Annotated in this window: 21 protein-coding genes; 12 read left to right on the plus strand and 9 right to left on the minus strand. The window is 71.1% G+C overall.

What is annotated here, in order from left to right; translation table 11 throughout:
* On the minus strand, positions 1-479 hold a 479-nt coding region (locus DER72_RS06285), incomplete at its 3' end, for a pyruvate kinase (protein ID WP_258306225.1).
* Positions 480-839: 360 nt separating this feature from the next.
* On the opposite strand from DER72_RS06285, the gene gap reads away from it, so the two are divergent.
* On the plus strand, positions 840-1,862 hold the full coding sequence (gene gap / locus DER72_RS06290) for a type I glyceraldehyde-3-phosphate dehydrogenase (protein ID WP_110069153.1): 1,023 nt from the start codon (positions 840-842) through the stop codon (positions 1,860-1,862).
* Between the two features lie 203 nt (positions 1,863-2,065).
* Here the strand turns inward: gap and DER72_RS06300 are convergent, their stop codons facing one another.
* Genes DER72_RS06300 through fruB form a run of 3 tightly spaced genes read right to left on the minus strand, consistent with a single transcriptional unit; the run spans position 2,066 to position 7,745 of the window.
* Positions 2,066-3,823: a PTS fructose-like transporter subunit IIB gene (locus DER72_RS06300; protein WP_110069155.1), complete on the minus strand. Its 1,758-nt coding sequence runs from the start codon at positions 3,821-3,823 to the stop codon at positions 2,066-2,068.
* Positions 3,820-4,800, minus strand: coding sequence for a 1-phosphofructokinase (gene pfkB / locus DER72_RS06305; protein ID WP_110069156.1), 981 nt, complete (start codon positions 4,798-4,800; stop codon positions 3,820-3,822). Before pfkB ends, DER72_RS06300 begins: the two co-directional genes overlap by 4 nt.
* Positions 4,800-7,745: a fused PTS fructose transporter subunit IIA/HPr protein gene (gene fruB, locus DER72_RS06310; RefSeq protein WP_110069157.1), complete on the minus strand. Its 2,946-nt coding sequence runs from the start codon at positions 7,743-7,745 to the stop codon at positions 4,800-4,802. Before fruB ends, pfkB begins: the two co-directional genes overlap by 1 nt.
* 168 nt (positions 7,746-7,913) lie before the next feature.
* Here fruB and cra point away from each other — a divergent pair, with 168 nt between their 5' ends.
* Positions 7,914-8,915, plus strand: coding sequence for a catabolite repressor/activator (gene cra, locus DER72_RS06315; protein ID WP_110069158.1), 1,002 nt, complete (start codon positions 7,914-7,916; stop codon positions 8,913-8,915).
* Positions 8,916-8,922: 7 nt separating this feature from the next.
* Here the strand turns inward: cra and DER72_RS06320 are convergent, their stop codons facing one another.
* The 5 genes from DER72_RS06320 to DER72_RS06340 form a co-directional block, all read right to left on the minus strand.
* The gene (locus DER72_RS06320; RefSeq protein WP_110069159.1) at positions 8,923-9,894 is read right to left on the minus strand and encodes a carbohydrate kinase; all 972 of its coding nucleotides are present in this window, start codon (positions 9,892-9,894) and stop codon (positions 8,923-8,925) included.
* Complete coding sequence (locus DER72_RS06325) at positions 9,891-10,775, minus strand: D-hexose-6-phosphate mutarotase (protein ID WP_110069160.1); 885 nt, start codon at positions 10,773-10,775, stop codon at positions 9,891-9,893. The genes DER72_RS06320 and DER72_RS06325 overlap by 4 nt, the downstream gene beginning before the upstream one ends.
* A gap of 29 nt (positions 10,776-10,804) precedes the next feature.
* The gene (gene glk, locus DER72_RS06330) at positions 10,805-11,770 is read right to left on the minus strand and encodes a glucokinase (protein WP_181395612.1); all 966 of its coding nucleotides are present in this window, start codon (positions 11,768-11,770) and stop codon (positions 10,805-10,807) included.
* A 362-nt stretch (positions 11,771-12,132) separates the two neighbouring features.
* Entirely contained in the window at positions 12,133-14,019 is a 1,887-nt protein-coding gene (edd, locus tag DER72_RS06335; RefSeq protein WP_110069161.1) for a phosphogluconate dehydratase, read from the minus strand.
* 121 nt (positions 14,020-14,140) lie between these two features.
* The gene (locus DER72_RS06340) at positions 14,141-15,538 is read right to left on the minus strand and encodes a coniferyl aldehyde dehydrogenase (RefSeq protein WP_110069162.1); all 1,398 of its coding nucleotides are present in this window, start codon (positions 15,536-15,538) and stop codon (positions 14,141-14,143) included.
* Positions 15,539-15,633: 95 nt separating this feature from the next.
* Here DER72_RS06340 and DER72_RS06345 point away from each other — a divergent pair, with 95 nt between their 5' ends.
* The 10 genes from DER72_RS06345 (at position 15,634) to rpoS (ending at position 24,177) form a co-directional block, all read left to right on the plus strand.
* Positions 15,634-16,785: a GNAT family N-acetyltransferase gene (locus DER72_RS06345; protein WP_110069163.1), complete on the plus strand. Its 1,152-nt coding sequence runs from the start codon at positions 15,634-15,636 to the stop codon at positions 16,783-16,785.
* A 59-nt stretch (positions 16,786-16,844) separates the two neighbouring features.
* Positions 16,845-17,180 carry a cell division protein FtsB gene (ftsB, locus tag DER72_RS06350; RefSeq protein ID WP_110069164.1) on the plus strand — a complete coding sequence of 112 codons (336 nt, stop codon included), beginning with the start codon at positions 16,845-16,847 and terminating at the stop codon, positions 17,178-17,180.
* A complete protein-coding gene (gene ispD, locus DER72_RS06355; RefSeq protein WP_110069165.1) occupies positions 17,177-17,923 on the plus strand; it encodes a 2-C-methyl-D-erythritol 4-phosphate cytidylyltransferase in 747 nt (248 codons plus the stop codon). Before ftsB ends, ispD begins: the two co-directional genes overlap by 4 nt.
* Entirely contained in the window at positions 17,923-18,429 is a 507-nt protein-coding gene (ispF, locus tag DER72_RS06360; protein ID WP_110069166.1) for a 2-C-methyl-D-erythritol 2,4-cyclodiphosphate synthase, read from the plus strand. Before ispD ends, ispF begins: the two co-directional genes overlap by 1 nt.
* On the plus strand, positions 18,422-19,498 hold the full coding sequence (gene truD / locus DER72_RS06365; protein ID WP_258306226.1) for a tRNA pseudouridine(13) synthase TruD: 1,077 nt from the start codon (positions 18,422-18,424) through the stop codon (positions 19,496-19,498). Before ispF ends, truD begins: the two co-directional genes overlap by 8 nt.
* 11 nt (positions 19,499-19,509) lie before the next feature.
* Positions 19,510-20,256 carry a 5'/3'-nucleotidase SurE gene (gene surE, locus DER72_RS06370; RefSeq protein WP_110069167.1) on the plus strand — a complete coding sequence of 249 codons (747 nt, stop codon included), beginning with the start codon at positions 19,510-19,512 and terminating at the stop codon, positions 20,254-20,256.
* Positions 20,243-20,923: a protein-L-isoaspartate(D-aspartate) O-methyltransferase gene (locus DER72_RS06375; RefSeq protein ID WP_110069168.1), complete on the plus strand. Its 681-nt coding sequence runs from the start codon at positions 20,243-20,245 to the stop codon at positions 20,921-20,923. The genes surE and DER72_RS06375 overlap by 14 nt, the downstream gene beginning before the upstream one ends.
* A gap of 13 nt (positions 20,924-20,936) precedes the next feature.
* Positions 20,937-21,911, plus strand: a complete 975-nt coding sequence (locus DER72_RS06380) for a DUF368 domain-containing protein (RefSeq protein ID WP_110069169.1) — start codon at positions 20,937-20,939, stop codon at positions 21,909-21,911.
* A complete protein-coding gene (locus DER72_RS06385; RefSeq protein WP_110069170.1) occupies positions 21,904-23,046 on the plus strand; it encodes a peptidoglycan DD-metalloendopeptidase family protein in 1,143 nt (380 codons plus the stop codon). Before DER72_RS06380 ends, DER72_RS06385 begins: the two co-directional genes overlap by 8 nt.
* Before the next feature lie 117 nt (positions 23,047-23,163).
* A complete protein-coding gene (gene rpoS, locus DER72_RS06390) occupies positions 23,164-24,177 on the plus strand; it encodes an RNA polymerase sigma factor RpoS (RefSeq protein WP_110069171.1) in 1,014 nt (337 codons plus the stop codon).
* Positions 24,178-24,225 lie beyond the last annotated feature (48 nt).

The following is a 24,225-nucleotide window of genomic DNA, read 5'->3' on the forward strand; positions in this document are numbered from 1 at the left end:
CTGCCGCCCACCACCACGCGGGTGTGGACCTCGCGCCCCTCGACGGCGGTGACGTCGAGCACCACCCGGCCGTCGTCGAGCAGCAGGCGGTCGCCGGGGGCGACGTCGTCGATCAGCTGGCGGTAGTCGCAGCCGACCCGGGTGGCATCGCCGGCGTTGCCGTCGAGCGCCATGTCGAGCACGAAGGGGGCGCCCTCGGCGAGCTCGACGGCGCCCTCGGCGAAGCGGGCGATGCGGATCTTGGGGCCCTGGAGATCGCCGAGGGCGGCCACGCTTCTGCCCAGGCGGTCGGCGATCTCGCGCACCCGCACCAGGCGCTGACGGTGGTCATCGGGCGAGCCGTGGGAGAAGTTGAGGCGCACGACATCGACGCCGGCCGCGATCATGGCCTCCAGCACGCCCTCGCGGTCGCTGGCTGGGCCCAGGGTGGCGACGATCTTGGTGCGGCGGATGGGGGGATGCGGCGGTTGGTTCGGCATGTCGGGCGCCTCCTGAAGGGAAGGGGATGTTGTCAGACTACAACGATACCGGGCATTTGGTAAGTTTACTACATGGTGATGAGGGGTGAATATGCCGGATATCCGCGTGGTAAGGCGATTTTGCTAGCTTGCGAAGAGATTGTCGAGATGATCCTGGCGTCGGGTGCCTCGATTCACCTGGGTCATTATGTTGTAAAGTTACTAAAAAAATCTTGAGTCCCTGATCGGTTTGCGTCACATTGTGGTCATATCGCCAAGAGCCGCAGGCGACGACCCGGCCGGCATCACCGATGCCCGATCTCTGCCCACCGGCTCTGCCCCTACCTTGACGACACAGAGACGCTCTGGAGGAGAGAGGACATGACCCTCAAGATTGCCATCAACGGCTTCGGCCGCATCGGCCGCAACGTGCTGCGGGCCCTCTACGAGAACGGCTATCGCCACCGGGTGCAGGTGGTGGCCATCAACGATCTCGGTGATCCCGCCCTCAACGCCCATCTGCTGCGCCACGATACCGTGCACGGCCACTTCCCCTTCAAGGTAGAGCACGACGAGCAGAGCCTTTGCGTGGACGGTGACCGCATCGCCATCCTCTCCGAGCGCGACCCAGCGGCGCTGCCCTGGAAGGCGCTGGGCGTCGATCTGGTGATGGAGTGCACCGGGCTCTTCACCCGACGTGCCGCCGCCGCCAAGCACCTCGCGGCCGGCGCCCGGCGGGTACTGATCTCAGCGCCGAGCCCGGATGCCGACGCCACCGTGGTCTACGGGGTCAACGAGGAGGTGCTCAAGCCCGAGCACAAGGTGGTCTCCAACGCCTCCTGCACCACCAACTGCCTGGCGCCGATCGCTCAGGCGCTCCACGCGGCGGTGGGCATCGAGAACGGCCTGATGACCACGGTGCACGCCTACACCAACGACCAGAACCTCTCCGACGTCTACCACAGCGACCCCTACCGGGCGCGCAGCGCCACCCACTCGATGATCCCCACCAAGACCGGGGCCGCCGCCGCCGTGGGGCTGGTGCTGCCGGAGCTCGACGGTCGCCTCGACGGCCTGGCGGTGCGGGTGCCGGTGATCAACGTCTCCCTGGTGGACCTGGTGTTCACCGCGAGTCGCGACACCACCCGGGAGGAGATCAACGCCATCGTCGCCAGGGCCGCCGAGGCCTCCCCGGTGCTGGCGGTCAACGCTCAGCCGCTGGTCTCCATCGACTTCAACCACGACGCCCACTCCTCCACCTTCGATGCCAACCACACCCGGGTGAACGGTCGCCTGGTGAAGGTGATGGCCTGGTACGACAACGAGTGGGGCTTCTCCAACCGCATGCTGGATACCGCCCTGGCGATGCAGGCGGTGAGCGACGCCAAGCGCGACGCGGCCTGATCCGCCGGCCTGCCGCCGGGTCCTGCAGTGAACGCCGGGATGGGGAACCTCCCGGCGTTCTCGTGTTCGTCGCCCGGGCGAGAGACCGGCGCAATGCGCGACGCGGAGGGCGGGGCCGGCAGCCAGTTGAGCGCCATGGAACACAGCATCAGGGCCGGGCTGGTGCCCGGGCCCTGTGGCTGGGTGGTGCCGTCGGTGCCGGCTCAGGTGGCAGCACCCACCGCCACCGGGGCGGCGCCGCGCTTGATCGCGGCGTAGCCCAGGCCGGTGACCAGGGAGCCGATCACGATGGCCGCGAGGTAGAGCAGCACCGGGGTGATGGCGCCGGGAATCAGCAGCACGAAGATGCCGCCGTGGGGGGCCATCAGCTGGGCGCCGACCAGCATGGAGAGGGCGCCGGTCACCGCGCCGCCGGCGATGCAGGCGGGGATCACCCGCAGCGGGTCCTTGGCGGCGAAGGGGATGGCGCCCTCGCTGATAAAGCACAGCCCCAGCACGAAGGACGCCTTGCCCGCCTCACGCTCCGGCTCGGAGAACTTGTGCTTGGCCACGAAGCTACTGATGCCCATGCCGATGGCCGGCACCATGCCGGCGGCCATGATCGCCGCCATGGGCGCGTAGGTCTGGGAGGCCAGCAGGCCGACGCCGAAGGTGTAGGCGGCCTTGTTGACCGGTCCACCGAGGTCGACGCACATCATGGCGCCGAGCAGGATGCCCAGCAGCACGGCGTTGGTGGCGTCCATGCCGGCCAGGAAGCTGGTCAGGCCGGCCATGATCGCCGCCACCGGCTCGCCGACCACGTAGATCATGGTCAGGCCGGTGACCAGGCTTGCCACCAGCGGGATGATCAGGATCGGCTTGAGCGACTCGACGCTGGCCGGCAGCTTGACGTGGCGTGCCACCGCCAGCGCCACATAGCCCGCCAGGAAGCCGGCCAGGATGCCGCCGAGAAAGCCCGCCTCGATATTGGCCGCCAGCATGCCGCCGATCATGCCCGGGGCGATGCCGGGGCGGTCGGCGATGGAGTAGGCAATATAGCCGGCCAGTACCGGGATCATGAGCGCAAACGCCGTGCCGCCGCCGATCTGCATCAGCGCCGCGGCCAGGGTCCCTTCCTGCTCGAAGGCCTCGATGCCGAAGGCGAAGGAGAGCGCGATCAGAAGGCCCCCGGCCACCACCATGGGTAGCATGAAGGAGACCCCGGTGAGCAGGTGCTTGTAGACGCCGACCTCCTTGAGGCTCTTCCTGGCGCTGCTGGAGGCGCTGCTGGGAGCGCTGCCGGTGCTCTCTACCGCGGCGTTCTCCAGGGCTGCCTCGATGGTGGGCTTGGCCTTCTTCAGGGCATTGCCGGTGGAGGTGCGGTAGATCCGCTTGCCGGCGAAGCGGGTCGGATCGATCTCGATATCGCAGGCGAGGATCACCAGGTCGGCGTCGGCGATCTCCTCCTCGGTCAACTGGTTCTGGGCGCCCACCGAGCCCTGGGTTTCCACGCGGATCTGGTGACCGAGTGCCTTGCCTGCCTCGGATAGGGCTTCGGCCGCCATAAAGGTATGCGCCACCCCGGTGGGGCAGGCCGTTACCGCCACGATCCGCGCGCCGGAGGCGGGGGCCGTCGCGTCAGCCAGCGCCGGCCCGGGCTCGTCGGCCGGGGTGAAGGCCTCGGCCTCGCGCTCGGCCCGCGCCAGGAAGGCCGCCGGGTCGGGCAGCGCCTGGTCGATGGGGGCCTGGAAGAGCCGCATGCCGGCGAAGCGCTGCGGGTCGGGCACCTGGTCGGCGGCGACAACGACCAGGTCGGCGGCGGCGAGCGCCTCGGCGGAGACCGGGGTCAGTGGCTCGAGCTCGCCGTGCATCTCGACATCGACCCGCCAGCCGAGACGCTGGGCGGCCTGCTCCAGACGGCGGGCGGCGAGGAAGGTGGTGGCCATGCCGCTCGGGCAGGCGGTGACGATGATGGTGTTCATGCGATGGCTCCCCCCGCGCTGGCATCGACATCGTTGAGGCGACGCACGCGGGTCTGTTGTTGGAGGTGGGGGAAGTCGGAGGCGCGGGGGTTGCCCACGCCCAGGTGGCGGACGGACTCGGCGGAGAGCGCGGTGGCCAGGCGCAGAGTCTGCTCCGGGGTGTGGCCCTCGATCACCCCATGCAGGAGGGCGGCGAGCAGGGTATCGCCGGCGCCCACGGTGCTGGCCACCTCGAGCTGTGGCGGCACCGCCTGCCAGGCGCCGCGGCCGCTGACCCACAGCACCCCGGCGGGGCCCGCCGAGATCAGCGCCTCCTCGACGCCGACCGCATAGAGCCGGAGCGCCGCCTTGAGGCGCGCCTCGAAGCCCTCCAGGGAGTGGCCGGCCCAGTCGGCCAGTTCATGCTCGTTGGGCTTGACCGCGGTGGGAAGGGCCTCGATGGCCTGGCCGAGCGCCTCGCCGCTGGTGTCCACCCAGACCGGCAGGCCGTCGCCACGCAGGTGGGCGATCAGCTCGGCGAGCCCCGCAGGAGAGAGGCCGGGGGGCAGGCTGCCGGCGATCACCACCGCCGCGGGGCGACGCTCGGGGTTGGCGAGGCGGGCGTCGAGCCAGGCCAGCAGCCGCTGCCAGGCTCCCTGGTCGATGGTGGCACCGGGGCCGTTGATATCGGTGACCCGCCCGTCGGCCTCGGCGAGCTTGGCGTTGATGCGGGTCTCGCCGGGCACGCGCAGGAAGGCGTCTTCCACGCCGAGTGCCTCGAAGGCGCGCAGGAAGGGGCCGTCGTTGTCGGCGCCGAGAAAGCCCGACACCGTGACCTCGTGGCCGAGGGCGACCAGCACCCGGGCCACGTTGACCCCCTTGCCGGCGGCCTCGAGATGGGTCTCCCGGGTGCGGTTGACCTCCCCGGGGACGAGCCGCTCGAGGCCGATCGACAGATCCAGGGCGGGGTTGAGGGTGAGGGTGAGGATCCGGGCCATCAGCGCGCCTCCAGGGCGTCACGCACCGCCTCGGCGGTGGGTTGGGCGAGTGCCAGCGTGGCCTGGGCACGGGCCTCTTCGAGGTCGAACTCGCGCAGCCGCGCCTTGACCAGCGGCACCTGGCGGGCGCTCACGGAGAGTTCGTCGACGCCGAGGCCGACCAGTACCGGGACCGCCGTGGCGTCCGAGGCCAGCTCGCCGCACACCCCGACCCACTTGCCCTGGGCGTGGGCGGCCTGGACGGTCAGCTGGATCAGCCGCAGCACCGCCGGGTGCAGGCCATCGGACTGCGCGGAGAGCTCGGGGTGGCCGCGGTCGATGGCCAGGGTGTACTGGGTCAGATCGTTGGTGCCCACCGAGAAGAAGTCCACTTCGGGGGCCAGCGTCGGGGCCAGCAGCGCCGCGGAGGGGATCTCGATCATCACCCCGAGCTGGACGTCGGTGGCGCGCTCGGTCTCGGGGATCTCCTCAAGCAGGCGGTCGTAGATTGCCCTGGCCTGCCGGAACTCGCCGAGGTCCTTGACCATCGGCAGCATGATGCGCAGCGGGCGGGATTTTTTATCAACCCCAGCCGCGGGCGCCTTGACCCCAGCCGCAGGCGCTTGTTCCGATTCTGCCGCAGGCGCCGCGGCCATCAGCAGGGCGCGCAGCTGGGTCTCCAGCACCTCGGGACGGGTCAGCGCCAGGCGGATACCGCGCAGGCCGAGGAAGGGGTTGTCCTCCCTGGGTACCGGCCAGTAGGGCAGCGGCTTGTCGCCGCCCACGTCCAGGGTGCGGGCCACCAGGGGGCGGCCGTCCAGGGCCTCGGTGGCCTTGCGGTACTCCTCGACCTGGGTCATGAGGTCGGGCATCGCCGCATGGGCCATGAAGATGAATTCGGTGCGCAAGAGGCCCACCCCCTCGGCGCCACGCTCCACGGCGTCCTGTGCGTGAGCGGTGTTACCCAGGTTGGCGGCCACCTCGACGCGGTGGCCGTCGCGGGTCGCCGCGGGCTGGTGGCGGGCCTCCCAGGCCTCGGCCTCGCGGCGGCGCTGGTCGGCCAGGCGCTGTTCGGCACTGGCCAGGCGCTCCTCGGAAGGCGCGACGGTATAGCGGCCCCGGTCGCCATCGAGGATCAGCAGGGTGTCGTTGGAAAGCGTCAGCACTCGCTCGCCTGCACCAACCGCGGCGGGGATGCCCAGGGCACGGGCCAGGATGGCGCTATGGGCGGTCGCGCCCCCCCTCGCCGTGAGCAGGCCGCGGACCCGTGCGGTGTCCAGGCGGGCCACGTCGGAGGGGCCGAGGTCGTCGGCCACCAGGATATAGGGGCTGTCCGGCGGCTCGGGCAGCGCAACGTTGCAGAGGATGCCCAGCACCCGGCGACCCACATCGCGCAGATCGGCGGCGCGTTCGGCCAGTAGCCGGTCCGCGAGCATCTCCTGGGCGTGGGCGGCGGTCTCGATGGCGTGCCACCAGGCGGCCTCTGCGGAGGCGCCTTCGCCGATGCCCTCGCGGGCGGCCTGGTGCAGCTCGGGGTCGCCCAGCATCTCCTCGTGCATGGAGAGGATCTGGGCCACCTCACCGCCGCGGGCCTGGCGCACCAGGGCCTCGAGCTGAGCCGCGCCCTCGCGCAGCGCCTCGTCCAGCCGGCGGCTCTCGACGGCTGGTTCGCTGGCCCGCTCGGGGTACTCGAAGCGTGGTGTGCGCAGCACGAAGGCCGGGGCGATGGCCAGGCCCGGAGAGGCGGCCACCGCCGTCTGGGGTTCGTCCTCGGGCAGGGGGTTGATCGTCACTACCGGCTGGGGCAACTGGTGCTCGCGGCTCTCGTTGAAGGGCGCGACCGCCTCGCCCAGGCCCTCGGTCACCGCCCGGCAGACGGCCGCCAGGGCACGCTCGGCGGCGTCGGCGGGGAGGTCGCTGCCGTCGATGGAGAAGAGCAGCGGCTGGCCGCGGCGGGCGCCGAGGCCGATCACCTTGGTCAGGCTGGTGGCCGAGACCGCCTGGCCGCTGCCTTCGGCCAGGCGCACCCGGATCGACACGCCCTGAGCGCGGGCCACCTGAACCAGCTGCTTGGCCGGTCGGGCGTGGAGGCCATGGGCATTGAGCACCCGCACCGTGGCGGTGATCGCGCTCGCCGTTTCGCCGGCCAGGCGGGCCAGCACGGTGGCGGCGTCGGCGCCGGCCAGGTCGCCGGCGCTGCCGCTCTCCAGCAGGGTGACGAGCCGCTCCAGCAGGCCGTGATGGGCGTCGCCCTGGGCCGCCAGGCAGAAGACCCCGACAAGGCGAGCGTCCCCGATGTTGAGCGGGTGCGCCGGTGTCGCCAGCGCCAGGGCGGGCTGGGTCACCCCCAGGTCGCTTGCCACCAGCCACAGGCCCTGGCCCAGGGCGCGAGGTGCCTGGTCGGCCACGGTGGCGACGAAGGCGTTCTCCACGCAGCCGGCCTGGCGCAGCCGGGCGGCGGCGGCCAGCGCCAGCTCCTGGCTGTCCCGGGCGGGGAAGCCCAGGCAGAGGGTGTCGGCATCCAGGCGCGGCTCCACCACCGTCTTCGACAGCAGCCCGGCGATCTCGCCCCGGGAGTCGGCGGCGGCCAGCCGTTCGGAGATGCCCTCGCGGTCCAGCACATGGGTCAGCTGGCGCAGGATCTCCAGGTGCTCGTCGCTCTGGGCGGCGATGGTCACCAGCACATGGACGCGATTGCCGTCGTGCCAGTCGATGCCCCGGGGAAACTGCAGCACCCGCACCCCGGTGGCTCGGACGTGCTCGCGGCTCTCCGGGGTGCCGTGGGGGATGGCGATGGCATTGCCGAGGAAGGTGGAGGACTGGGCCTCGCGGGCGTGCAGGCCGTCGCGGTAGCCATCGGTCGTGAGGCCGGCCTGCAGTAGGGCCTCGGCGGCGTGGTCCAGCGCCGCCTGCCAGTCATCGGCATGGCAGTCGAGCAGGATGTCGTCGGGTGTCAGAGTCAGCATCGGGAATGTCTCGAGGGTTAGTGAATCGAGTCACCATGCCGATAAGGCTGGATCGATTCACTTGAGATGGCAAGGCGAACGGCCTACGACATTGGTCGCATCTCGGTGGGGCGCCAGGTCGGTAGCGGGTGGCGTAGAATCGTGTCACCTCCATCACAAGGGAACGTCATGACGCTCGCAGAAATCGCCCGCCTGGCCGGCGTCTCGCGCACCACGGCCAGCTATGTCATCAACGGCAAGGCCGAGGAGCGACGGATCAGCCCCCAGACCGTGGAGCGAGTGATGGCCGTGGTGCGCAAGCACCGTTACCGGGTCGATGCCCAGGCCGCGGCACTGCGGCGTGGCTCGAGTCGCACCCTGGGGCTGATCGTCCCGGACCTGGAGAATACCAGCTATGCGCGCCTGGCCAAGCGGCTGGAGCGCGGCGCTCGGGAGCAGGGCTATCAGCTGCTGATCGTCGGCTCAGATGATCGGCCGGAGAGCGAGCGCGACCTGGCGCTGGCGCTGCGCGCCCAGCGCTGTGAAGTGTTGATCACCGCCAGCTGCCTGCCGCCGGACGATCCCTTCTACGCCGAGCTGATGGCCGATGGCCTGCCTGTCATCGCCGTGGATCGAGGCTTCGATCCCTCGCGCTTCGTCAGCGTGGTGAGCAACGACGGCGAGGCCGCCGAGCGGCTGACCCGTTCGGTGCTGGGCGAGGGAGTGAAACGGGTGGCCTGGCTGGATGCCGTGCCGGGGATCTCCATCACTCGGGAGCGCCGGGCGGGGTTCGAGCGGGCCCTGGCGGACAGCGAGGCCGAGGCAATCATCGCCAGCGGTGAGCGCTATGACCGCGACGAGGGGGCACGGCTGCTGCGCGAGCTGATCGACGCCCACGGTCTGCCCGATGCCCTGGTCACGGCCTCCTATGCGCTGCTCGACGGCGTCTTCGACGTGCTGCTGGAGGAGGGCGGGCTGCCTCAGGGCCTGCGCCTGGCCACCTTCGGCGACAGCCGGCTGCTGGACTTCTTGCCGCAGCCGGTCAACTCGGCGGTGCAGGACCACGAGTGCATCGCTGCCACGGCCCTGCAGGCCGCCCTGGCCGCGGCCCGCGGCGACTATCGACCGGGCGAGACGGTCATCGCCCGGCGGCTGCGCTGGCGGCGGCCGGATCGCCGGCGGGTGTCATGACGGCGGGTCAGTCTTCGAGGCGCGCCAGGTCCTCACGGGTCGGCAGGGCGGCATAGGCGCCGGGGCGGGTCACGGCGTGGGCGCCGCATCGGCAGGCGGTCTCCACGGCCCGGGCCAGGAAGTCGGCGTCGCGGTGCCAGTCGCCGTCGATGCCTGCCTCGCCGAGGTGTTCGGCGAGTTCGGCCAGCAGGCCGCCGATAAAGGCATCGCCGCCGGCGGTGGTGTCCACCGCCTCGACCGGCGGCGGCGTCACCCGTTGCTCGAGGCCCACGCCCAGCAGGCGCACGTCGCCGGCCCCGTCGGTGATCACGATGGCCTTGACCCCAGCGGCCAGGCGCTCGGCCAGCCAGGCCTTCCGGGGATGGTCGCCACGCAGGCAGTCGAGCTCCTCGGTGGAGAGCTTGAGCAGGTCGGCCGTGTCGAGCAGGCGGGTCACCAGGCTGATGTCGGCGGTGCCTTCAGCCCACAGGTTGTGGCGCAGGTTGGCGTCCACGCTGACCAGGCAGCCGGCGCGGCGCGCCATCTCGGCCATGGCCAGGGTGGTCTCGGCGATCGCCGGCTCGGTCAGGCTGTTGCTGCACAGGTGCAGGATGGCGGGTTCGGCGAACACGCCGGCGGGCAGGTGCTCGAGCCGGTAGAGCAGGTCGGCGGCCGGCGGGCGGTAGAAGTCGAAGGTGCGCTCGCCGTGCTCATCCCGGGAGACGAAGGCCAGCGCGGTTCGCGCCTCCCGGGTGCGCACCACCCCGGAGGTGTCGACGCCGTGGGCGGCCAGCTCCCGGGCGAGGAAGTCGCCGAAGCGGTCCTCGCCGAGCATGCCGAGGAAGCGGCTGGGCACGCCGAGCCGGGCGCAGGCCACGGCCACGTTGGCCGGCGCCCCGCCGGCATAGGGCGTGAACGTCTCGGGGCCCTGCGCCGCATCGCCCAGCCGGCTCGAGAGCATGTCGACCAGGGCCTCGCCGAAGGCGATCACGGGCATCATGCGGGAAGCTCCAGGCTGAGGGTGGTGCCCAGCAGGTGCTGGGCGCCGGGCACCAGCCACACGGGGTCGAGGCGGGTATTGGCGGCCTCCACGCAGAGGAAGTGGCGGGCCGCCTCGGCGGCGGTATCCTCGGGCGGGGCCTCGCCGGGGTGCCAGACCACCGCCGAGTCGCTGCCCTGGCGGGCGATGCGCAGGCGCCGGTGGCCGTCGTCCAGCGTCAGCTCGGCGTTGGTGTGGTAGATGCGGTCGAGGGCGCCGCGAACCCCCAGCTCGCCCTGCTGATCGGCCTCGGCGAAGTCGCGGTGCTTGTCCAGGTAGCGGGCCCCGGCTAGCCCCTCGACGCGGCAGGCCTGGGCGTCGCTCACCGCCAGGTAGCTGTGCAGGGCGCCGCTGAGCTTCACCGGGGTCTCGCCGGTGTGCTCGGTGATCAGCTCCACATGCAGGCGGTTGGCGTTGGCCTGGACCAGCAGCCGCGGGCTGAGCTGGCTATGCAGGCGGCTCTCCGGGGAGAGGTGCAGCTCGATGCCGCCCTCGTGCTCGTCCACCGCGTCCAGGCGCCAGTCCGCCTTGCGGGCCGGGCCGTGGAAGGGGCCGCTATGGTCTTCCGATTCGTCCGCGTAGCGTTCGTCGGCGAACCAGGGCCAGCAGAGCGGGATGCCGCCGCGGATCGCCCCGGGCAGCGCCTGGGGCGTAGGGGTCACCCAGAGCCAGCCGCCGCTGTCACTGGCCGTAGGGCGGAAATGAAGCACCTGGGCGCCCTGGAGGGAGAGCGCGAGCTCCCCCCAGGCTTCGTTGGCCAGCCACACCTCGCGGCCTTGCCATTGGGTGCGGCGCTGGCCCTGGGTGGCATCCAGCAGCTGGCGCAGGGAATCGGGAATCATCGGGCTCTCCTGGGGGACGTTGACAAGACCTAGTCGACCTCGGGGTTGTGGAGGGCCTCGGCGGCGCCCAGCAGGCCGGGCCAGGGGGCGGTGACCAGATGCACGGGGATCGTCGCCGTGTAGGCGCCCATGCGCCCCTTGGCGGAGAAGGCCTCACGAAAGCGGCTTCGCGGCAGCCAGTCGCGTAGCCGCGGCAGGATGCCCCCGCACAGGGTGACCCCGCCGCGGGCGCCCAGCATCAGGGCGGCGTCACCGCAGACGTCGCCGAGGATCTTGAGAAAACGCTGCAGGGTATCACGGGCCAGCGGGTCGCTGTCGGCCGCTGCGGTGACCTCGGCGGGGGTGGTGTGCACGGGGTTGGCGCCCTTGAGCGAGCAGTGGGCGAGGTAGAGGTCCAGCAGTCCCTGGCCGCACAGCAGGCGCTCCACGCTGACCCGGCCGTAGCGGTTGCGGAAGTGGCGCAGGAGGTTCTGCTCGCGCTCGTCGGTGGGGGCGAAGGTGACGTGGCCCCCCTCGGTGGGCAGCGGGATCCAGGCCTGGCGGCCGGGGAAGAGACCGGCGACGCCGAGCCCCGTGCCGGGGCCGATCACCAGCCGGGCCGCATGGGGAATCGCCTCGCCGGGCTGCACCTCGACGAGGTCCGACTCGGCCACATGGGGCACGCCGAGGGCCTGGGCGGTGAAGTCGTTGATCACCTTGAAGAGCGTCAGGCCCAGCGCCTGCTGCGCCTCGCGCCGGGAGAAGGCCCAGTGGTTGTTGGTCATCTTGACCCGGTCGCCGCGGATCGGGCAGGCGAAGGCCAGGCAGGCCTCCCGGGGCGCCTGGGCCCCGGTGGCGCCCACCCGGGTCAGGTAGTCGCGTACCGCCTCCACCAGGCCGGGGTAGTCGGCGCAGGGCAGGGCGAGGATGTCGTGGGGCGCGAAGGCGCCGGGGGTCACCAGGGCGAAGCGCGCATTGGTGCCACCGATATCACCGATCAATGCCGGTCGAATCATCGTAAGCTGGTCTCTTTAAACAGTCGCAGACGTAGGGCTTGGTGCCACCGCTTGCCATAAGCCCCGCCGATCAATGCCGGTCGAATCATCGTAAGCTGGCCTCTTTATACAGTCGCAGATGGCTGAATCGCTCGAAGCTGTTCCGTCGACAGGTCTGCGAGGGGGCGCTGTGAACCCTTCCCTGGGCGCTACCGACGCCCTGCGGCGCTCTCGCATCCTGCTCCGCTTGCAGGACCGGTGCTGGCCATCCATGGCCAGCCCGTTCGGAGCAGTGCTCCTCACCCCTGGCGTAGGACCCCCTCTGCGACCTGTCCCCGGCGCTTCTCGCTGTTGCAACCACGATAGCTATTTGTGGCAGTGGCTTAGGCGTCCTCGTCGTGGATCAGGCCGGCCTGGCAGGCCAGGTCGTCGGCCTCGAAGCCTCCGAACACCGAGGCGCCCTGCTCGGAGCCACTGGCCAGGTGGCGCAGGCCGGCGAAGAGCTCGCGGCCCAGGCCCTGATGGTAGTGCTCCAGGTGCGGTTCGGCCCGCTCCCGTTCGGCCCAGGCGTGGGCGTCCACCTTGACCTCGAGGGTGCCGGCATTGGCGTCCAGGCGGACGATATCGCCATCGCGCAGCCGTGCCAGGGGGCCGCCGTCCAGCGCCTCGGGGGTCATGTGGATGGCCGCGGGGACCTTGCCGGAGGCCCCGGACATGCGCCCGTCGGTGACCAGCGCCACCTGGAAGCCGCGGTCCTGGAGCACGCCGAGATAGGGGGTGAGCTTGTGCAGCTCCGGCATGCCGTTGGCCTTGGGGCCCTGGTAGCGCACCACCACCACCAGGTCGCGATCCAGCTCGCCGGCCTCGAAGGCCGCCTTGAGCTCGTTCTGGTCCTCGAAGATGCGGGCGGGCGCCTCCACCAGGCGGTGTGCCTCGGCCACCGCCGAGACCTTGATCACGCCGCGGCCCAGGTTGCCGTCGAGCACGGTGAGCCCGCCGGTGGGGGCGAAGGGCTCGGCCACGCCGCGCAGCACGTCGGCGTCGAGGCTCTCGGTGGGACCCTCACGCCACACCAGCTTGCCCTCCTCGAGGAAGGGCTCCTGGGTGTAGGCGGTCAGGTCGGTGCCGAACACCGTGGGGATATCGGCGTGGATCAGGCCGGCCTGGATCAGCTCGCGGATCAGCAGGCTCATGCCGCCGGCGGCCTGGAAGTGGTTCACGTCGGCCTGGCCGTTGGGGTAGATGCGGGTCAGGCTGGGGGTCACCGCGGAGAGGGCGGTGAAGTCGTCCCAGGTGATGGTGAGGCCCGCCGCGGCGGCCATGGCCACCAGGTGAAGGGTGTGGTTGGTGGAGCCGCCGGAGGCCAGCAGGCCGACCATGGCGTTGACGATGGCGCGCTCGTCGATCTGCCGGTAGAAGGGACGGTAGTCGCCGCCGACCTCGGTGTTGCGGATCGCCTGCTCGGCGGCGTAGCGGGTGAGGGCTTCGCGCAGCGGCGTGCCCGGGTTGATGAAGGAGGCCCCGGGCAGGTGCAGGCCCATGATCTCCATCATCAGCTGGTTGGAGTTGGCGGTGCCGTAGAAGGTGCAGGTGCCCGGGCTGTGGTAGGAGGCGGATTCGGCCTCGAGCAGCTCGTCGCGGCCCACCTTGCCCTCGGCGTAGAGCTGGCGGACGCGCGCCTTCTCCTTGTTGGGCAGGCCGCTCTCCATGGGGCCGGCGGGCACGAAGAGCGCCGGCAGGTGGCCGAAGCGCGCCGCGCCGATGAAGAGTCCCGGAACGATCTTGTCGCAGACGCCCAGGTAGAGGGTGGCGTCGAACATGTTGTGGGAGAGCGCCACGGCGGTGGCCATGGCGATCACTTCCCGAGAGAAGAGCGACAGCTCCATGCCGGGCTGGCCCTGGGTGACGCCGTCGCACATGGCCGGCACGCCGCCGGCGAACTGGGCGGTGGAGCCCATGGCCCGGGCGGCGGCCTTGATGATCGCCGGGTAGCTCTCCAGCGGCTGGTGGGCCGAGAGCATGTCGTTGTAGGAGGAGACGATGCCGAGATTGGCGCTGTTCATCAGCTTGAGGCGATTCTTCTCCTCGGCGCCGCAGGCGGCGAAGCCGTGGGCCAGGTTGCCGCAGGAGAGCTCGCCCCGGTGTACCCCGCGCCGGTGCTGGGCTGCCATGCGCGCCTCGTAGAGGGCGCGGCGCTCGGTGGAGCGCTCGCGGATGCGTCGGGTGACGTCGGCAACGGTGGCGTTCAGGGCGGGGGGCGTCGTGGCCATGGGGCACCTCGGTCTCTGTGTTTTTTGGTAAGTTTACCAAAATAATCTCGGAATCCTCCGCCATGCTAGCCGATGTTTGGCTATAATTGTAGTTTTATTACTTTGTGCATCGCTTGGCCCGTCACAGCCCCAGCAGCCTGAGCAGCCAGCGCCGGTAGGGCGGGTTGAGCAGGCCCACGGCGTTGCGCCGCGCCTGGAGGAAGACGCTGCGCTCCAGGCTGAAGCGCAGGAAGCCGGCCTCGCCCTGGTAGGCGCCCATGCCGCTCTCGCCCACACCGCCGAAGGGCAGGGCGGGCACGGCGTTGTGCCAGAGGGTGTCGTTGAAGACCACGCCACCGGAGTGGGTGGTCTGAAGCACCCGGCGGCGCCGCTCGGTATCGTCGGTGAAGGCGTAGAGCGCCAGCGGCCGCGGCCCGGCGTTGACGTGGGCCAGGGCGGCATCGAAGTCGCGCACGCCGAGGACCGGCAGCCAGGGGCCGAAGATCTCCTCCTGCATGATGGCGAGCCCCTTGTGGGGGTCGATCACCAGGGTTGGCGGCAGCTTGGCTCCGCCGCCCGGCAGCTCGACGCGCTCGCCCAGGACGATCACCCGGCAGCCGTGGTCGCGGGCCTCGTCGAGCATCGCCTCGAGCCGTGCGCGCTGGCGTTCGCCCAGTACGGCGCTGTAGTCCTCGCTGGCGGTGCCTCGGGGGTAGAAATCGGCCACTGTCCGGCGCATCGCCTCGATGAAGTCGCCGAGCCGGGAGGCCTCGACCAGCACGTGATCGGGGGCGATGCAGGTCTGGCCGGCGTTGAGCCACTTGCCGAAGGCGATACGCTCGGCGGCACGCGACAGGTCGGCATCGGGGCCGATGATAGCCGGGGTCTTGCCGCCCAGCTCCAGGGTGATGGGGGTCAGGTGGGCGGCGGCGGCCCGGGCCACCTCGCGCCCGATGCGTGCATTGCCGGTGAACAGCAGGTGATCGAAGGGCAGCGCCGAGAAGGCGCGGGCCGTCTCCACCTCGCCCGGGGTCACGGCGAGCTCGGCGGGGTCGAAGTAGCGCTCGGCCAGGCGCGCCATCAGAGCGCTGGTGGCCGGGGTGTGCTCGCTGGGCTTGATCAGCACCCGGTTGCCGGCGGCCAGAGCGTCCACTGCTGGCAGCCAGGCGAGGTTCCAGGGGTAGTTGGAGGGGGCGATGATGCCCACCACGCCCAGCGGCTGGCGGTGTACCCGGGCCCGCCCCGGCTGGAGCCGCCAGGGCACGGCGGCGCGCCGGGAGCGCATCCAGCGGCGCAGGTGGCGCCGCGCATGACGCACCGCCTGCAGCACGGTGGCGATCTCGGCCAGCCGGCTCTCGGCCTCGGCGCGGTGGCCGCAGTCCTCGCCGATGGCGGCGATGATCTCCTCGCGGTGGTGCCGGGTCAGAGCCGCCAGCCGCGCCAGGCGATCGCGGCGAGTGGCAAGCGTCGGGTAGGGCTCGGCCGAGAAGGCGCGGCGCTGAGCATCGAATTGCGCCTGCAGCTCGCGGGCATCGGTCATGCACGTCTCCGTGTGTCGATGAGGATGGAAGGAGGCTCGGGCTCTGGGCACAATGTAGGCCTTCTGCCAACGGCTTGTCAGCTGCCGGAGCCGCCATGTCCTCGCTTGTGTTGCAAGAACTCCCCGCCATCGAGGCGGTGCCGGCCGCGGCCTGGAACGCCCTGGTGGGCGACGACCATCCCTTCCTGCGCCATGAGTTCCTGCACGCCCTGGAGGCGAGCGGCGCGGTGGCGCCGGCCACCGGCTGGGTGCCGCGCCACCAGACGCTATGGCAGGGGCGGCGGCTGGTGGGCATCATGCCGCTCTACCACAAGTTCCACTCCTTCGGGGAGTATGTCTTCGACTGGGCCTGGGCCGACGCCTGGGAGCGCGCCGGCGGGCGCTACTACCCCAAGGCGCTCAGCGCCGTTCCCTTCACCCCGGCACCCGGGCCGCGGCTGGCGCTGGCCGGGGGTATCGACCCGCTGGCCGCCCGGAAGCGGCTGGCCGCGGCCTGGGAGGGGCGCGGGGAAGGCGTGGCCAGCGAGCTCTCCAGCTGGCACCTGCTGTTTGCCGAGGAGGCCGAGGTGGCCGCCTGGCAGGCAGCGCGCCCCGGGCTGCTGGCCCGCCACGGGGTGCAGTTCCAGTGGCGCGACGCCGGCTACGGCGACTTCGAGGGCTTCCTGGCCGCGATGACCTCCAAGCGGCGCAAGGCGATCCGCCGTGAGCGGCGCCTCGTCGCCGACCAGGGGCTGACGCTGCATCGCCTCGAAGGGGAGGAGATCGACGCGGCGGCCCTCGAGCACTTCTTTCGCTGCTACGAGATCACCTACCTGGAGCGGGGGCGCCACGGCTACCTCAACCCGGACTTCTTCCGCCGGCTGCGCGCCACCATGCCGGAGAGCCTGCTGCTGGTGCAGGCGCGGCTCGAGGGCCGGCCGGTGGCCGCGGCGCTCTGCCTGCAGGGCGCGCGCACCCTCTACGGCCGCTACTGGGGCAGCGAGGTGATGGCCGACTGCCTGCACTTCGAGGCCTGCTACTACCAGGGCATCGAGCACTGCCTGGCCCGGGGGCTGACCCTCTTCGACCCCGGCACCCAGGGAGAGCACAAGCTGGCCCGGGGCTTCGCGCCGCGCCTGCTCACCTCGCTTCACCATATCGCCGACCCCCGCCTGCGCGACGCCGTGGCGCGTTTCTGCGCCGAGGAGCGCGCCCAGATCCGCGCCTATTGCGCCGCCGCGACGCAGGCGCTGCCGTTCAGGGCGTGAGCGGGCCCGGCGATGGTGGCATAATGCCGCCATCCTTTTTCTCGCGACGGACGCTGTTCATGCTCAAGTGGTTGGCCATCGTGCTGCTGGTCCTGCTCGCCCTGCTGCAGTATCGCCTGTGGCTGGGTGAGGGGGGCATCCGCGACCTCGGCGAGGTGCGCGAGCGGGTGGCGGCCCTGGAGGCGGCCAACAAGCCGCTGCGCGACCGCAACGCCCGCCTGGGCGCCGAGGTGCTGGACCTCAAGACCGGCCTGGACGCCATCGAGGAGCGCAGCCGCAGCGACATCGGCATGGTGCGCGCCGACGAGCAGTTCTTCTGGGTGCCGGGCGTGGCGGTGGAGGCCGCGCCGGTGGTCAACCCCGCGTCGGCGGTGGGCCTGGAGGCTGGCCGATGAGCGTGGCGCCCTGGCTGGTGGTACCCGCGGCGGGGCAGGGGCGACGCATGGGGGCCGATCGCCCCAAGCAGTACCTGGCGATCGACGGCCGCCCGGTGCTGGCCCACACCCTGGCGCGCCTGCACGCCGCCTTTCCCGCGGCGCGACTCTGCCTCTGCCTGGACCCCGAGGACGCCCGCTTCGACCCGGCCTGGGTGCCCTTCGCCGAGTGGCGCCGGGTGCCCGGTGGTGCCGAGCGGGTCGACTCGGTAGCCAACGCCCTGGCGGCCATCGCGGGTGAGGCCGGTGAGAACGACCTGGTGCTGGTCCATGATGTGGCACGCCCCTGCGTGACCGTGGCGGATCTTCTTCGCCTTCACGTCGTGCTGGCGGACGACCCAGTGGGTGGCCTCCTGGCCGCCCCGGTGGCCGACACCATGAAGCGCGATGACGGCGCCGGGCGAGTCGCGGCCACCGAGCCCCGCGCCGGCCTCTGGCATGCGCTGACCCCCCAGGGGTTCCGCTACGGCCTGTTGCGCCGGGCGCTGGCGGCGGCGCGGGAGGCCAGCGTGGCGGTCACCGACGAGGCCTCGGCGGTGGAGGCGCTGGGGCTCTTCCCGCGGCTGGTCAGCGGGCGTCGCGACAACCTCAAGATCACCCATCCCGAGGACCTGGCCCTGGCCGGGCAGATCCTGGCCGCCCAGCGCCAGGCGGCGGCCTCGGGCGGGCAGGACAAGGCGCCTTCCGGCGCACTGGAGAGATGATGCGCATCGGCCACGGCTTCGACGTCCACCGCTTCGGCGAAGGCGACCACCTGATGATCGGCGGCGTCGCCGTTCCCTTCGACCACGGCTTTGTCGCCCACTCCGACGGCGACGTGCTGCTGCACGCCGTCAGCGATGCCCTGCTGGGCGCCTGCGCCCTGGGCGACATCGGCCGCCACTTTCCCGACACCGACCCGGCCTGGAAGGGCGCCGACAGCCGCGTGCTGTTGCGCCACGTGGTGGGCCTGGTGCGTAAGGCCGGCTACCGGGTCGGCAACCTGGACGCCACCCTGATGGCCCAGGCGCCGAAGATGGCCCCGCACATCGCGGCCATGGCCGCCACCATCGCCGAGGATCTCGGCGTCGAGGTCGGCGCGGTCAACGTCAAGGCCACCACCACCGAACGCTTGGGCTTCACCGGGCGCGGCGAGGGGATCGCCGCCGAGGCGGTGGTGCTGCTGCTGCCCGCGGCCCTCGTCGCTGAGGGAGAGCGCGCCGGTGAGTGACACCGACGCCCGGCGCGAGCCGGATGCCATCGCCTGGCCGCCGAGCTGGCCGCGGGTGCTCGACGCCGACTTCGGCCCGCCGCCGGCGGGGGAGTATCGCGCCACCCCGGAGGATTTCCAGGTCGCCGAGGTGCTCGACTTCGCCCCGGAGGGGCAGGGCGAGCACCTCTGGCTGCACGTCGAGAAGCGCGACCTGACCACCGCCATGGCGGTGCGCGAGCTGGCCCGGCTGTGCGAGGCCTCGCCCCGCGACGTCGGCTACTCCGGCATGAAGGATCGCGTCGCCGTCACCCGTCAGTGGCTCTCGGTGCAGCTGCCCGGGCGCGAGGCGCCGACAGGGCTCGCCGAGGCGCTGGCCGAGCGCGGCATCCGCGTGCTGGCCGAGGCGCGCCATCCCCGCAAGCTCAAGCGCGGCGTGCACCGCGCCAATCGCTTTCGCCTGCGGATCACCGGCCCCGCGGTGGCCGACCCTACCCTCGAGGCGCGCTGGGCGCGGCTGGTGGAGCAGGGCGTGGCCAACTATTTCGGGCCCCAGCGCTTCGGGCCGGATGGCCGCAACCTGCAGCGTGCCCGCTCGCTGCTGGCCCGCGGCTGGCGCAAGCGCGATGACCGCGACGGCATGATGCTCTCCGCGGCGCGCAGCTTCCTGTTCAACGAGCAGCTGGCCGAGCGCGTCCACGACGGCAGCTGGCACCGCCTGCTGCCCGGCGAGGTGGCGATCCTCGACGGTACCGCCAGCCAGTTCACCCTGGAGACGCCGGATGCCGAGCTCGAGGCTCGGGCGGCTCGGCTCGACCTGCACGGAAGCGGCGTGCTGTGGGGCGTCGGTGGCTCCGTGGCGACCAGCGAGGCGCTGGCCCGGGAGGCCCGGCTGGCCGAACGCTACCCGGCGCTCTGCGTGGGCCTCGAGCGCGCCGGCGTGCGCTTGGCGCGGCGTGCGTTGCGCCTGCGCCTCGGCGAGCCGAGCCTGACCCGCGGCGAGGGCGAGCTGTGGCTCGCCTTCAGCCTGCCGCGAGGCGCCTTCGCCACCGCCGTGCTGCGCGAGCTGATCGCCCACCCCACCCTGTGAAGGAGCCTGCCATGCGCCGACTGCTGCTCTCCAACGACGACGGCGTCCATGCCCCCGGCCTGCGTGCCCTGCATGACGCCCTGGCGCCCCACGCCCGGCTGCGCGTGGTGGCTCCGGACCGCGATAAGAGCGGGGCCAGCAACTCCCTGACCTTGAGCCGGCCGCTGTCGCTGACCGACATGGACAACGGCTTCTACAGCGTCGATGGCACTCCGGCAGACTGCGTCTACCTGGGGGTCAACGGCGTCTGGGAGGAGAGGCCCGACCTGGTGATCTCCGGCATCAACCACGGCGGCAACCTCGGCGACGACGTGCTCTACTCCGGCACCGTGGCCGCCGCCATGGAGGGGCGCAACCTGGGCATGCCGGCCATCGCCATGTCGCTGGTCGGGTCGCGCCACTTCGATACCGCCGGGCGCGTGGCGGCAAGCCTGGTGGGCGCCGCCGACCAGCTCTCGCTGCCGCCGCGCAGCCTGCTCAACGTCAACGTCCCGGACCTGCCCTGGGATCAGATCCAGGGCTTTCGGGTCACCCGCCTGGGCTATCGCGGTCCGGCCTCGCGTCCACTCGAGGTGCGCGACCCCCGCGGGCGGGTGCGCTGGTGGATCGCCGCCGCCGGTGAGAACGCCGACGACGGCGCCGATACCGACTTCGCCGCCGTCGAGGCGGGCTACGTTTCCATCACCCCGCTGCAGACCGACCTGACCCGGCATGCGGCGATCCGTGACGTACAGGGCTGGCTGGATGCACTCACCTGAACGACTGTCGGCGCTGGTGCGGGGAGTGGGCATGACCTCCCAGCGCACCCGCGACCGCATGGTGGCCAGGCTTGCCGATCAGGGCATCCGCGATGCCCGCGTGCTGGCCACCATGGCCGCCGAACCGCGCCACCTCTTCCTGGACGAGGCGCTGGCCCATCGCGCCTATGAGGACACCGCGTTGCCCATCGGCCACGGTCAGACTCTCTCCCAGCCGTGGATGGTGGCGAGGATGACCGAGCTGGTGCTGGAGGCGGCCCCCGCCCGGGTGCTGGAGATCGGCACCGGCTCGGGCTACCAGACCCTGATCCTGGCGCGGCTGGTGCCGGAACTCTGGTCCATCGAGCGGATCAATGCCCTGCACCGCCGCGCCGCCGAGCGCCTGCGCCTGCTGGAGGTCCATAGCGCACAGCTACGCCTGGCCGATGGCGGCCACGGCTGGCCGGAGCAGGCCCCCTTCGATGTCATCCTGCTCACCGCCTGTGCCAGTGAGCTGCCCGCCCCGCTGCTGGCCCAGCTGGCCGAGGGGGGGGTGCTGATCACGCCGCTGGCCGATGCCCGGGGGCGCCAGTGGCTGACCCGCGTGCGGCGCCAGGGCGACACATTCGAAAAGCAGCGTCTGGAGTCGGTTCGTTTCGTGCCGCTGCTGGAAGGCGTCATTCGTTGAAAGGAGTTCGTGCTTGAAGCGTTATCCAGGAATCTTTCTCAGGGGCGCCGGAATGGGGGCCGCCGATGCGGTCCCGGGGGTCTCGGGCGGCACCATCGCCTTCGTCACCGGCATCTACGAGGAACTGATTAACACCATCAAGCAGTTCGGGCCCAGCGCCTTCGTGGCCTGGCGCCGCGGCGGCCTGCCGATGCTGATCGCCCACCTCAACCTGGGCTTCGTGGTGCCGCTGCTAGCCGGCATCGCCGCCAGCCTGATCAGCGTCGCCCACCTGGTGGTGTGGCTGATGGAGGACCATCCGCTGCTGCTCAACGGCTTCTTCTTCGGCCTGGTGGCGGCCTCGGCCCTGGTGGTGGGGCGCCAACCCACCGACTGGCGATGGTGGCACATCGCCCCGCTGGTGGCGGGGCTGCTGCTGGCCCACTTCCTGCCGGCGGTGATGCCGCTGATCACCCTGCTCGGCAGCCCCAACCTGATGCTCATCGTGGGCGGTGCCATCGCCATCAGCGCGCTGCTGCTGCCCGGAGTCTCCGGGAGCTTCCTGCTGCTCACCATGGGGCTCTATGGCACCGTGATGCAGGGCATCCGCACCTTCGACCTGGGCCTGATCGCCGTGTTCGGGGTGGGCTGCCTGATCGGCCTGTTCTTCTTCTCTCGCCTGCTCTCCTGGCTGCTGCGCCGCCACCATGCGGCCACCCTCCAGCTGCTGCTTGGCTTCATCGTGGGATCGCTGCCGGTACTCTGGCCGTGGCGCGAACTGGTACGCTATCAGCTCGGCCCCGAGGGGCAGATGATCCCGTTGGACTATCGCTATCTCACCCCGGGCGATTTCACCCTGCTCACCGGCGAATCGGCCCAGCTGCCGGCGGTGGCCGCGCTGATGCTGGCCGGCCTGGCCCTGGTCCTGCTGCTGGAACGCACCGGCCGGCGTCCGGCCGGTGCGAGCACGCCCAAGGGGGCGAACAAGGAGGATGCTTCCGATGCGTAAGGCAATGATGATTTCCGCGCTGGCCCTGGCCATGGCCGGCTGTGCCGCCCAGCAGCAGGGCCAGGCGCCGCAGATCCGCGACCTGTCCACCAGCCGCGAGCGCGCTCCCGCCGCCCACTACACCGTGGAGGCGGGCGATACCCTCTATGGCATCGCCTGGCGCCACAACATGGACTACCGCGACCTGGCACGTCTCAACCACATCGGCCCCCCCTACCAGATCCAGCCGGGCCAGCGCCTGGTGCTGGACGCGGAAGGCGGACCGGCCCGCGACGAGGGCGTCTCCGCCGTGGCCAGCACGCCCGGCGTGGTGGCCACCCCCCTGGGCGGCGGCCAGCCCCCCGCCGATGTCGAGAGCGGCAGCATGGAGTGGCTGCTGCCTGACGGCACCACCGAGCAGGGCCGTCGGCTCTCCGTCCAGTCCCTGGACGAGGCCGATGGCCCGACCCAGGTGGCCATGGAAGGGGCCATGGAGGCCGCCGGTGGCACGGCGGGCCCCGGCCCCATCTATGACGCCACGACGCCCGGCGCCGACGGCAGCCTGAGCGAGCGTGACCTGGCCGAGCGGCGCGCCGCCGAGACCGCGCCGGAGGCGAGCGCCGAACCGGCGCCGGAAGTCCAGGAGGCGGCCCGTGAGGTGGTGGCGGTCGAGCCGGCTCCCCAGTCCTCGCCCGCCGCACAGCCCGAGCAGGATGCCGGCACCGCCGTGGCCGGCGGCAGCCCGGCGCCGGATCGCAGCTCGCGCACCTATACACCGGTGGACGAGGTCAACTGGCGCTGGCCCGCTGACGGCGAGATCGTCGGTCGTTTTGGCGAGGGTGGCAGTATCACCGCCGGCATTGATATCGCTGGGCAAAAGGGGCAACCTGTCAGAGCCGCTGGTCCGGGGATCGTCGTCTATGCGGGCAGCGGGGTGCGGGGCTACGGCAACCTGATCCTGCTCAAGCATAATGACGAGTACCTGAGCGCCTACGCCCACAACGACTCCCTTCGCGTGCGCGAGAACGATGTGGTCGAGGCCGGCGAGGTCATCGCCACCATGGGCGACAGTGACGCCGAGGACGTGCGGCTGCATTTCGAGGTGCGCAAGAATGGACAGCCACAGGACCCCCTGAACTACCTGCCGTCTCGCTGAGTGCCCTGAGGCCCCCGTTGGCCGGCGCACCGGCGGGGTGTCACACAATAATAATCAGGTGCGCCGATGCTCACCCCAGGGCATCGGCGCCGGGATGCAACTACAGGGTAGCCATCGATGAGCATGCTTGAACGGGACCTTCAGGATGTGAATCTCGACACGCTCGAGGAGAAGGACGACGCGGTAGTGGAGGACGCTGCCGACGAACTGGACGACGACCACGACGACACGGAAAGCCGTCGTGACGACGAGGAGGCCTTCGAGAAGGCGCTGAGTCGCGAGGATCGCTACAGCAACCACAGCCTCGACGCGACCCAGATCTACCTCAACGAGATCGGCTTCTCGCCGCTGCTGACCCCGGAGGAGGAGGTCTACTTCGGCCGCCTGGCCCGCAAGGGTGACCCAGCCGGCCGCTCGAGGATGATCGAGTCCAACCTGCGCCTGGTGGTCAAGATCGCCCGGCGCTACCTCAACCGCGGGCTGTCGCTGCTCGACCTCATCGAGGAGGGCAACCTGGGCCTGATCCGCGCGGTGGAGAAGTTCGACCCCGAGCGCGGCTTCCGCTTCTCCACCTACGCCACCTGGTGGATCCGCCAGACCATCGAGCGGGCGCTGATGAACCAGACCCGCACCATCCGCCTGCCCATTCACGTGGTCAAGGAGCTCAACATCTACCTGCGGGCGGCCCGGGAGCTGACCCAGAAGCTCGACCACGAGGCCTCCGCCGAGGAGATCGCCGACTACCTCGACAAGCCGGTGGAGACCGTCAAGAAGATGATGGGGCTCAACGAGCGCATCTCCTCGGTGGACTACCCGGTGGGCGGCGATAGCGACAAGCCGCTCATCGAGACCCTGGCCGACGACAACGACCTGGGTCCCGAGTCCTCGCTGCTCGATGGCGACATCAAGCAGCACGTCGACGAGTGGCTCTCCGAGCTCACCGAGAAGCAGGTGGAAGTGGTGGTGCGCCGCTTCGGGCTGCGCGGCTACGAGGCGGCCACCCTGGAGCAGGTAGGCGAGGAGATCGGGCTGACCCGGGAGCGGGTGCGCCAGATCCAGGTGGAGGCGCTGAAGAAGCTGCGCCGGGTACTCGACAAGCAGGGCCTCTCGCTGGATTCCATCTTCGAATGAACCGCGCTTGCCGATTTCCTGCATGCTGCTCCGTCAGCCTGTGGAAGA

This window comes from Halomonas sp. A11-A (assembly GCF_003182195.1).
GTDB lineage: Bacteria > Pseudomonadota > Gammaproteobacteria > Pseudomonadales > Halomonadaceae > Halomonas > Halomonas alkalicola.

Coding starts and splice junctions, on each gene's coding strand:
- edd (WP_110069161.1), bottom strand. CDS start 14,019: ATGGCCACGACGCCCCCCGCCCTGAACGCCACCGTTGCCGACGTCACC.
- ftsB (WP_110069164.1), top strand. CDS start 16,845: ATGCTCAAGTGGTTGGCCATCGTGCTGCTGGTCCTGCTCGCCCTGCTG.
- DER72_RS06340 (WP_110069162.1), bottom strand. CDS start 15,538: ATGACCGATGCCCGCGAGCTGCAGGCGCAATTCGATGCTCAGCGCCGC.
- DER72_RS06320 (WP_110069159.1), bottom strand. CDS start 9,894: ATGATGCCCGTGATCGCCTTCGGCGAGGCCCTGGTCGACATGCTCTCG.
- DER72_RS06300 (WP_110069155.1), bottom strand. CDS start 3,823: ATGAACACCATCATCGTCACCGCCTGCCCGAGCGGCATGGCCACCACC.
- cra (WP_110069158.1), top strand. CDS start 7,914: ATGACGCTCGCAGAAATCGCCCGCCTGGCCGGCGTCTCGCGCACCACG.
- pfkB (WP_110069156.1), bottom strand. CDS start 4,800: ATGGCCCGGATCCTCACCCTCACCCTCAACCCCGCCCTGGATCTGTCG.
- glk (WP_181395612.1), bottom strand. CDS start 11,770: ATGATTCGACCGGCATTGATCGGTGATATCGGTGGCACCAATGCGCGC.
- DER72_RS06375 (WP_110069168.1), top strand. CDS start 20,243: ATGCACTCACCTGAACGACTGTCGGCGCTGGTGCGGGGAGTGGGCATG.
- DER72_RS06345 (WP_110069163.1), top strand. CDS start 15,634: ATGTCCTCGCTTGTGTTGCAAGAACTCCCCGCCATCGAGGCGGTGCCG.
- surE (WP_110069167.1), top strand. CDS start 19,510: ATGCGCCGACTGCTGCTCTCCAACGACGACGGCGTCCATGCCCCCGGC.
- DER72_RS06325 (WP_110069160.1), bottom strand. CDS start 10,775: ATGATTCCCGATTCCCTGCGCCAGCTGCTGGATGCCACCCAGGGCCAG.
- gap (WP_110069153.1), top strand. CDS start 840: ATGACCCTCAAGATTGCCATCAACGGCTTCGGCCGCATCGGCCGCAAC.
- DER72_RS06385 (WP_110069170.1), top strand. CDS start 21,904: ATGCGTAAGGCAATGATGATTTCCGCGCTGGCCCTGGCCATGGCCGGC.
- rpoS (WP_110069171.1), top strand. CDS start 23,164: ATGAGCATGCTTGAACGGGACCTTCAGGATGTGAATCTCGACACGCTC.
- ispF (WP_110069166.1), top strand. CDS start 17,923: ATGCGCATCGGCCACGGCTTCGACGTCCACCGCTTCGGCGAAGGCGAC.
- fruB (WP_110069157.1), bottom strand. CDS start 7,745: ATGCTGACTCTGACACCCGACGACATCCTGCTCGACTGCCATGCCGAT.
- ispD (WP_110069165.1), top strand. CDS start 17,177: ATGAGCGTGGCGCCCTGGCTGGTGGTACCCGCGGCGGGGCAGGGGCGA.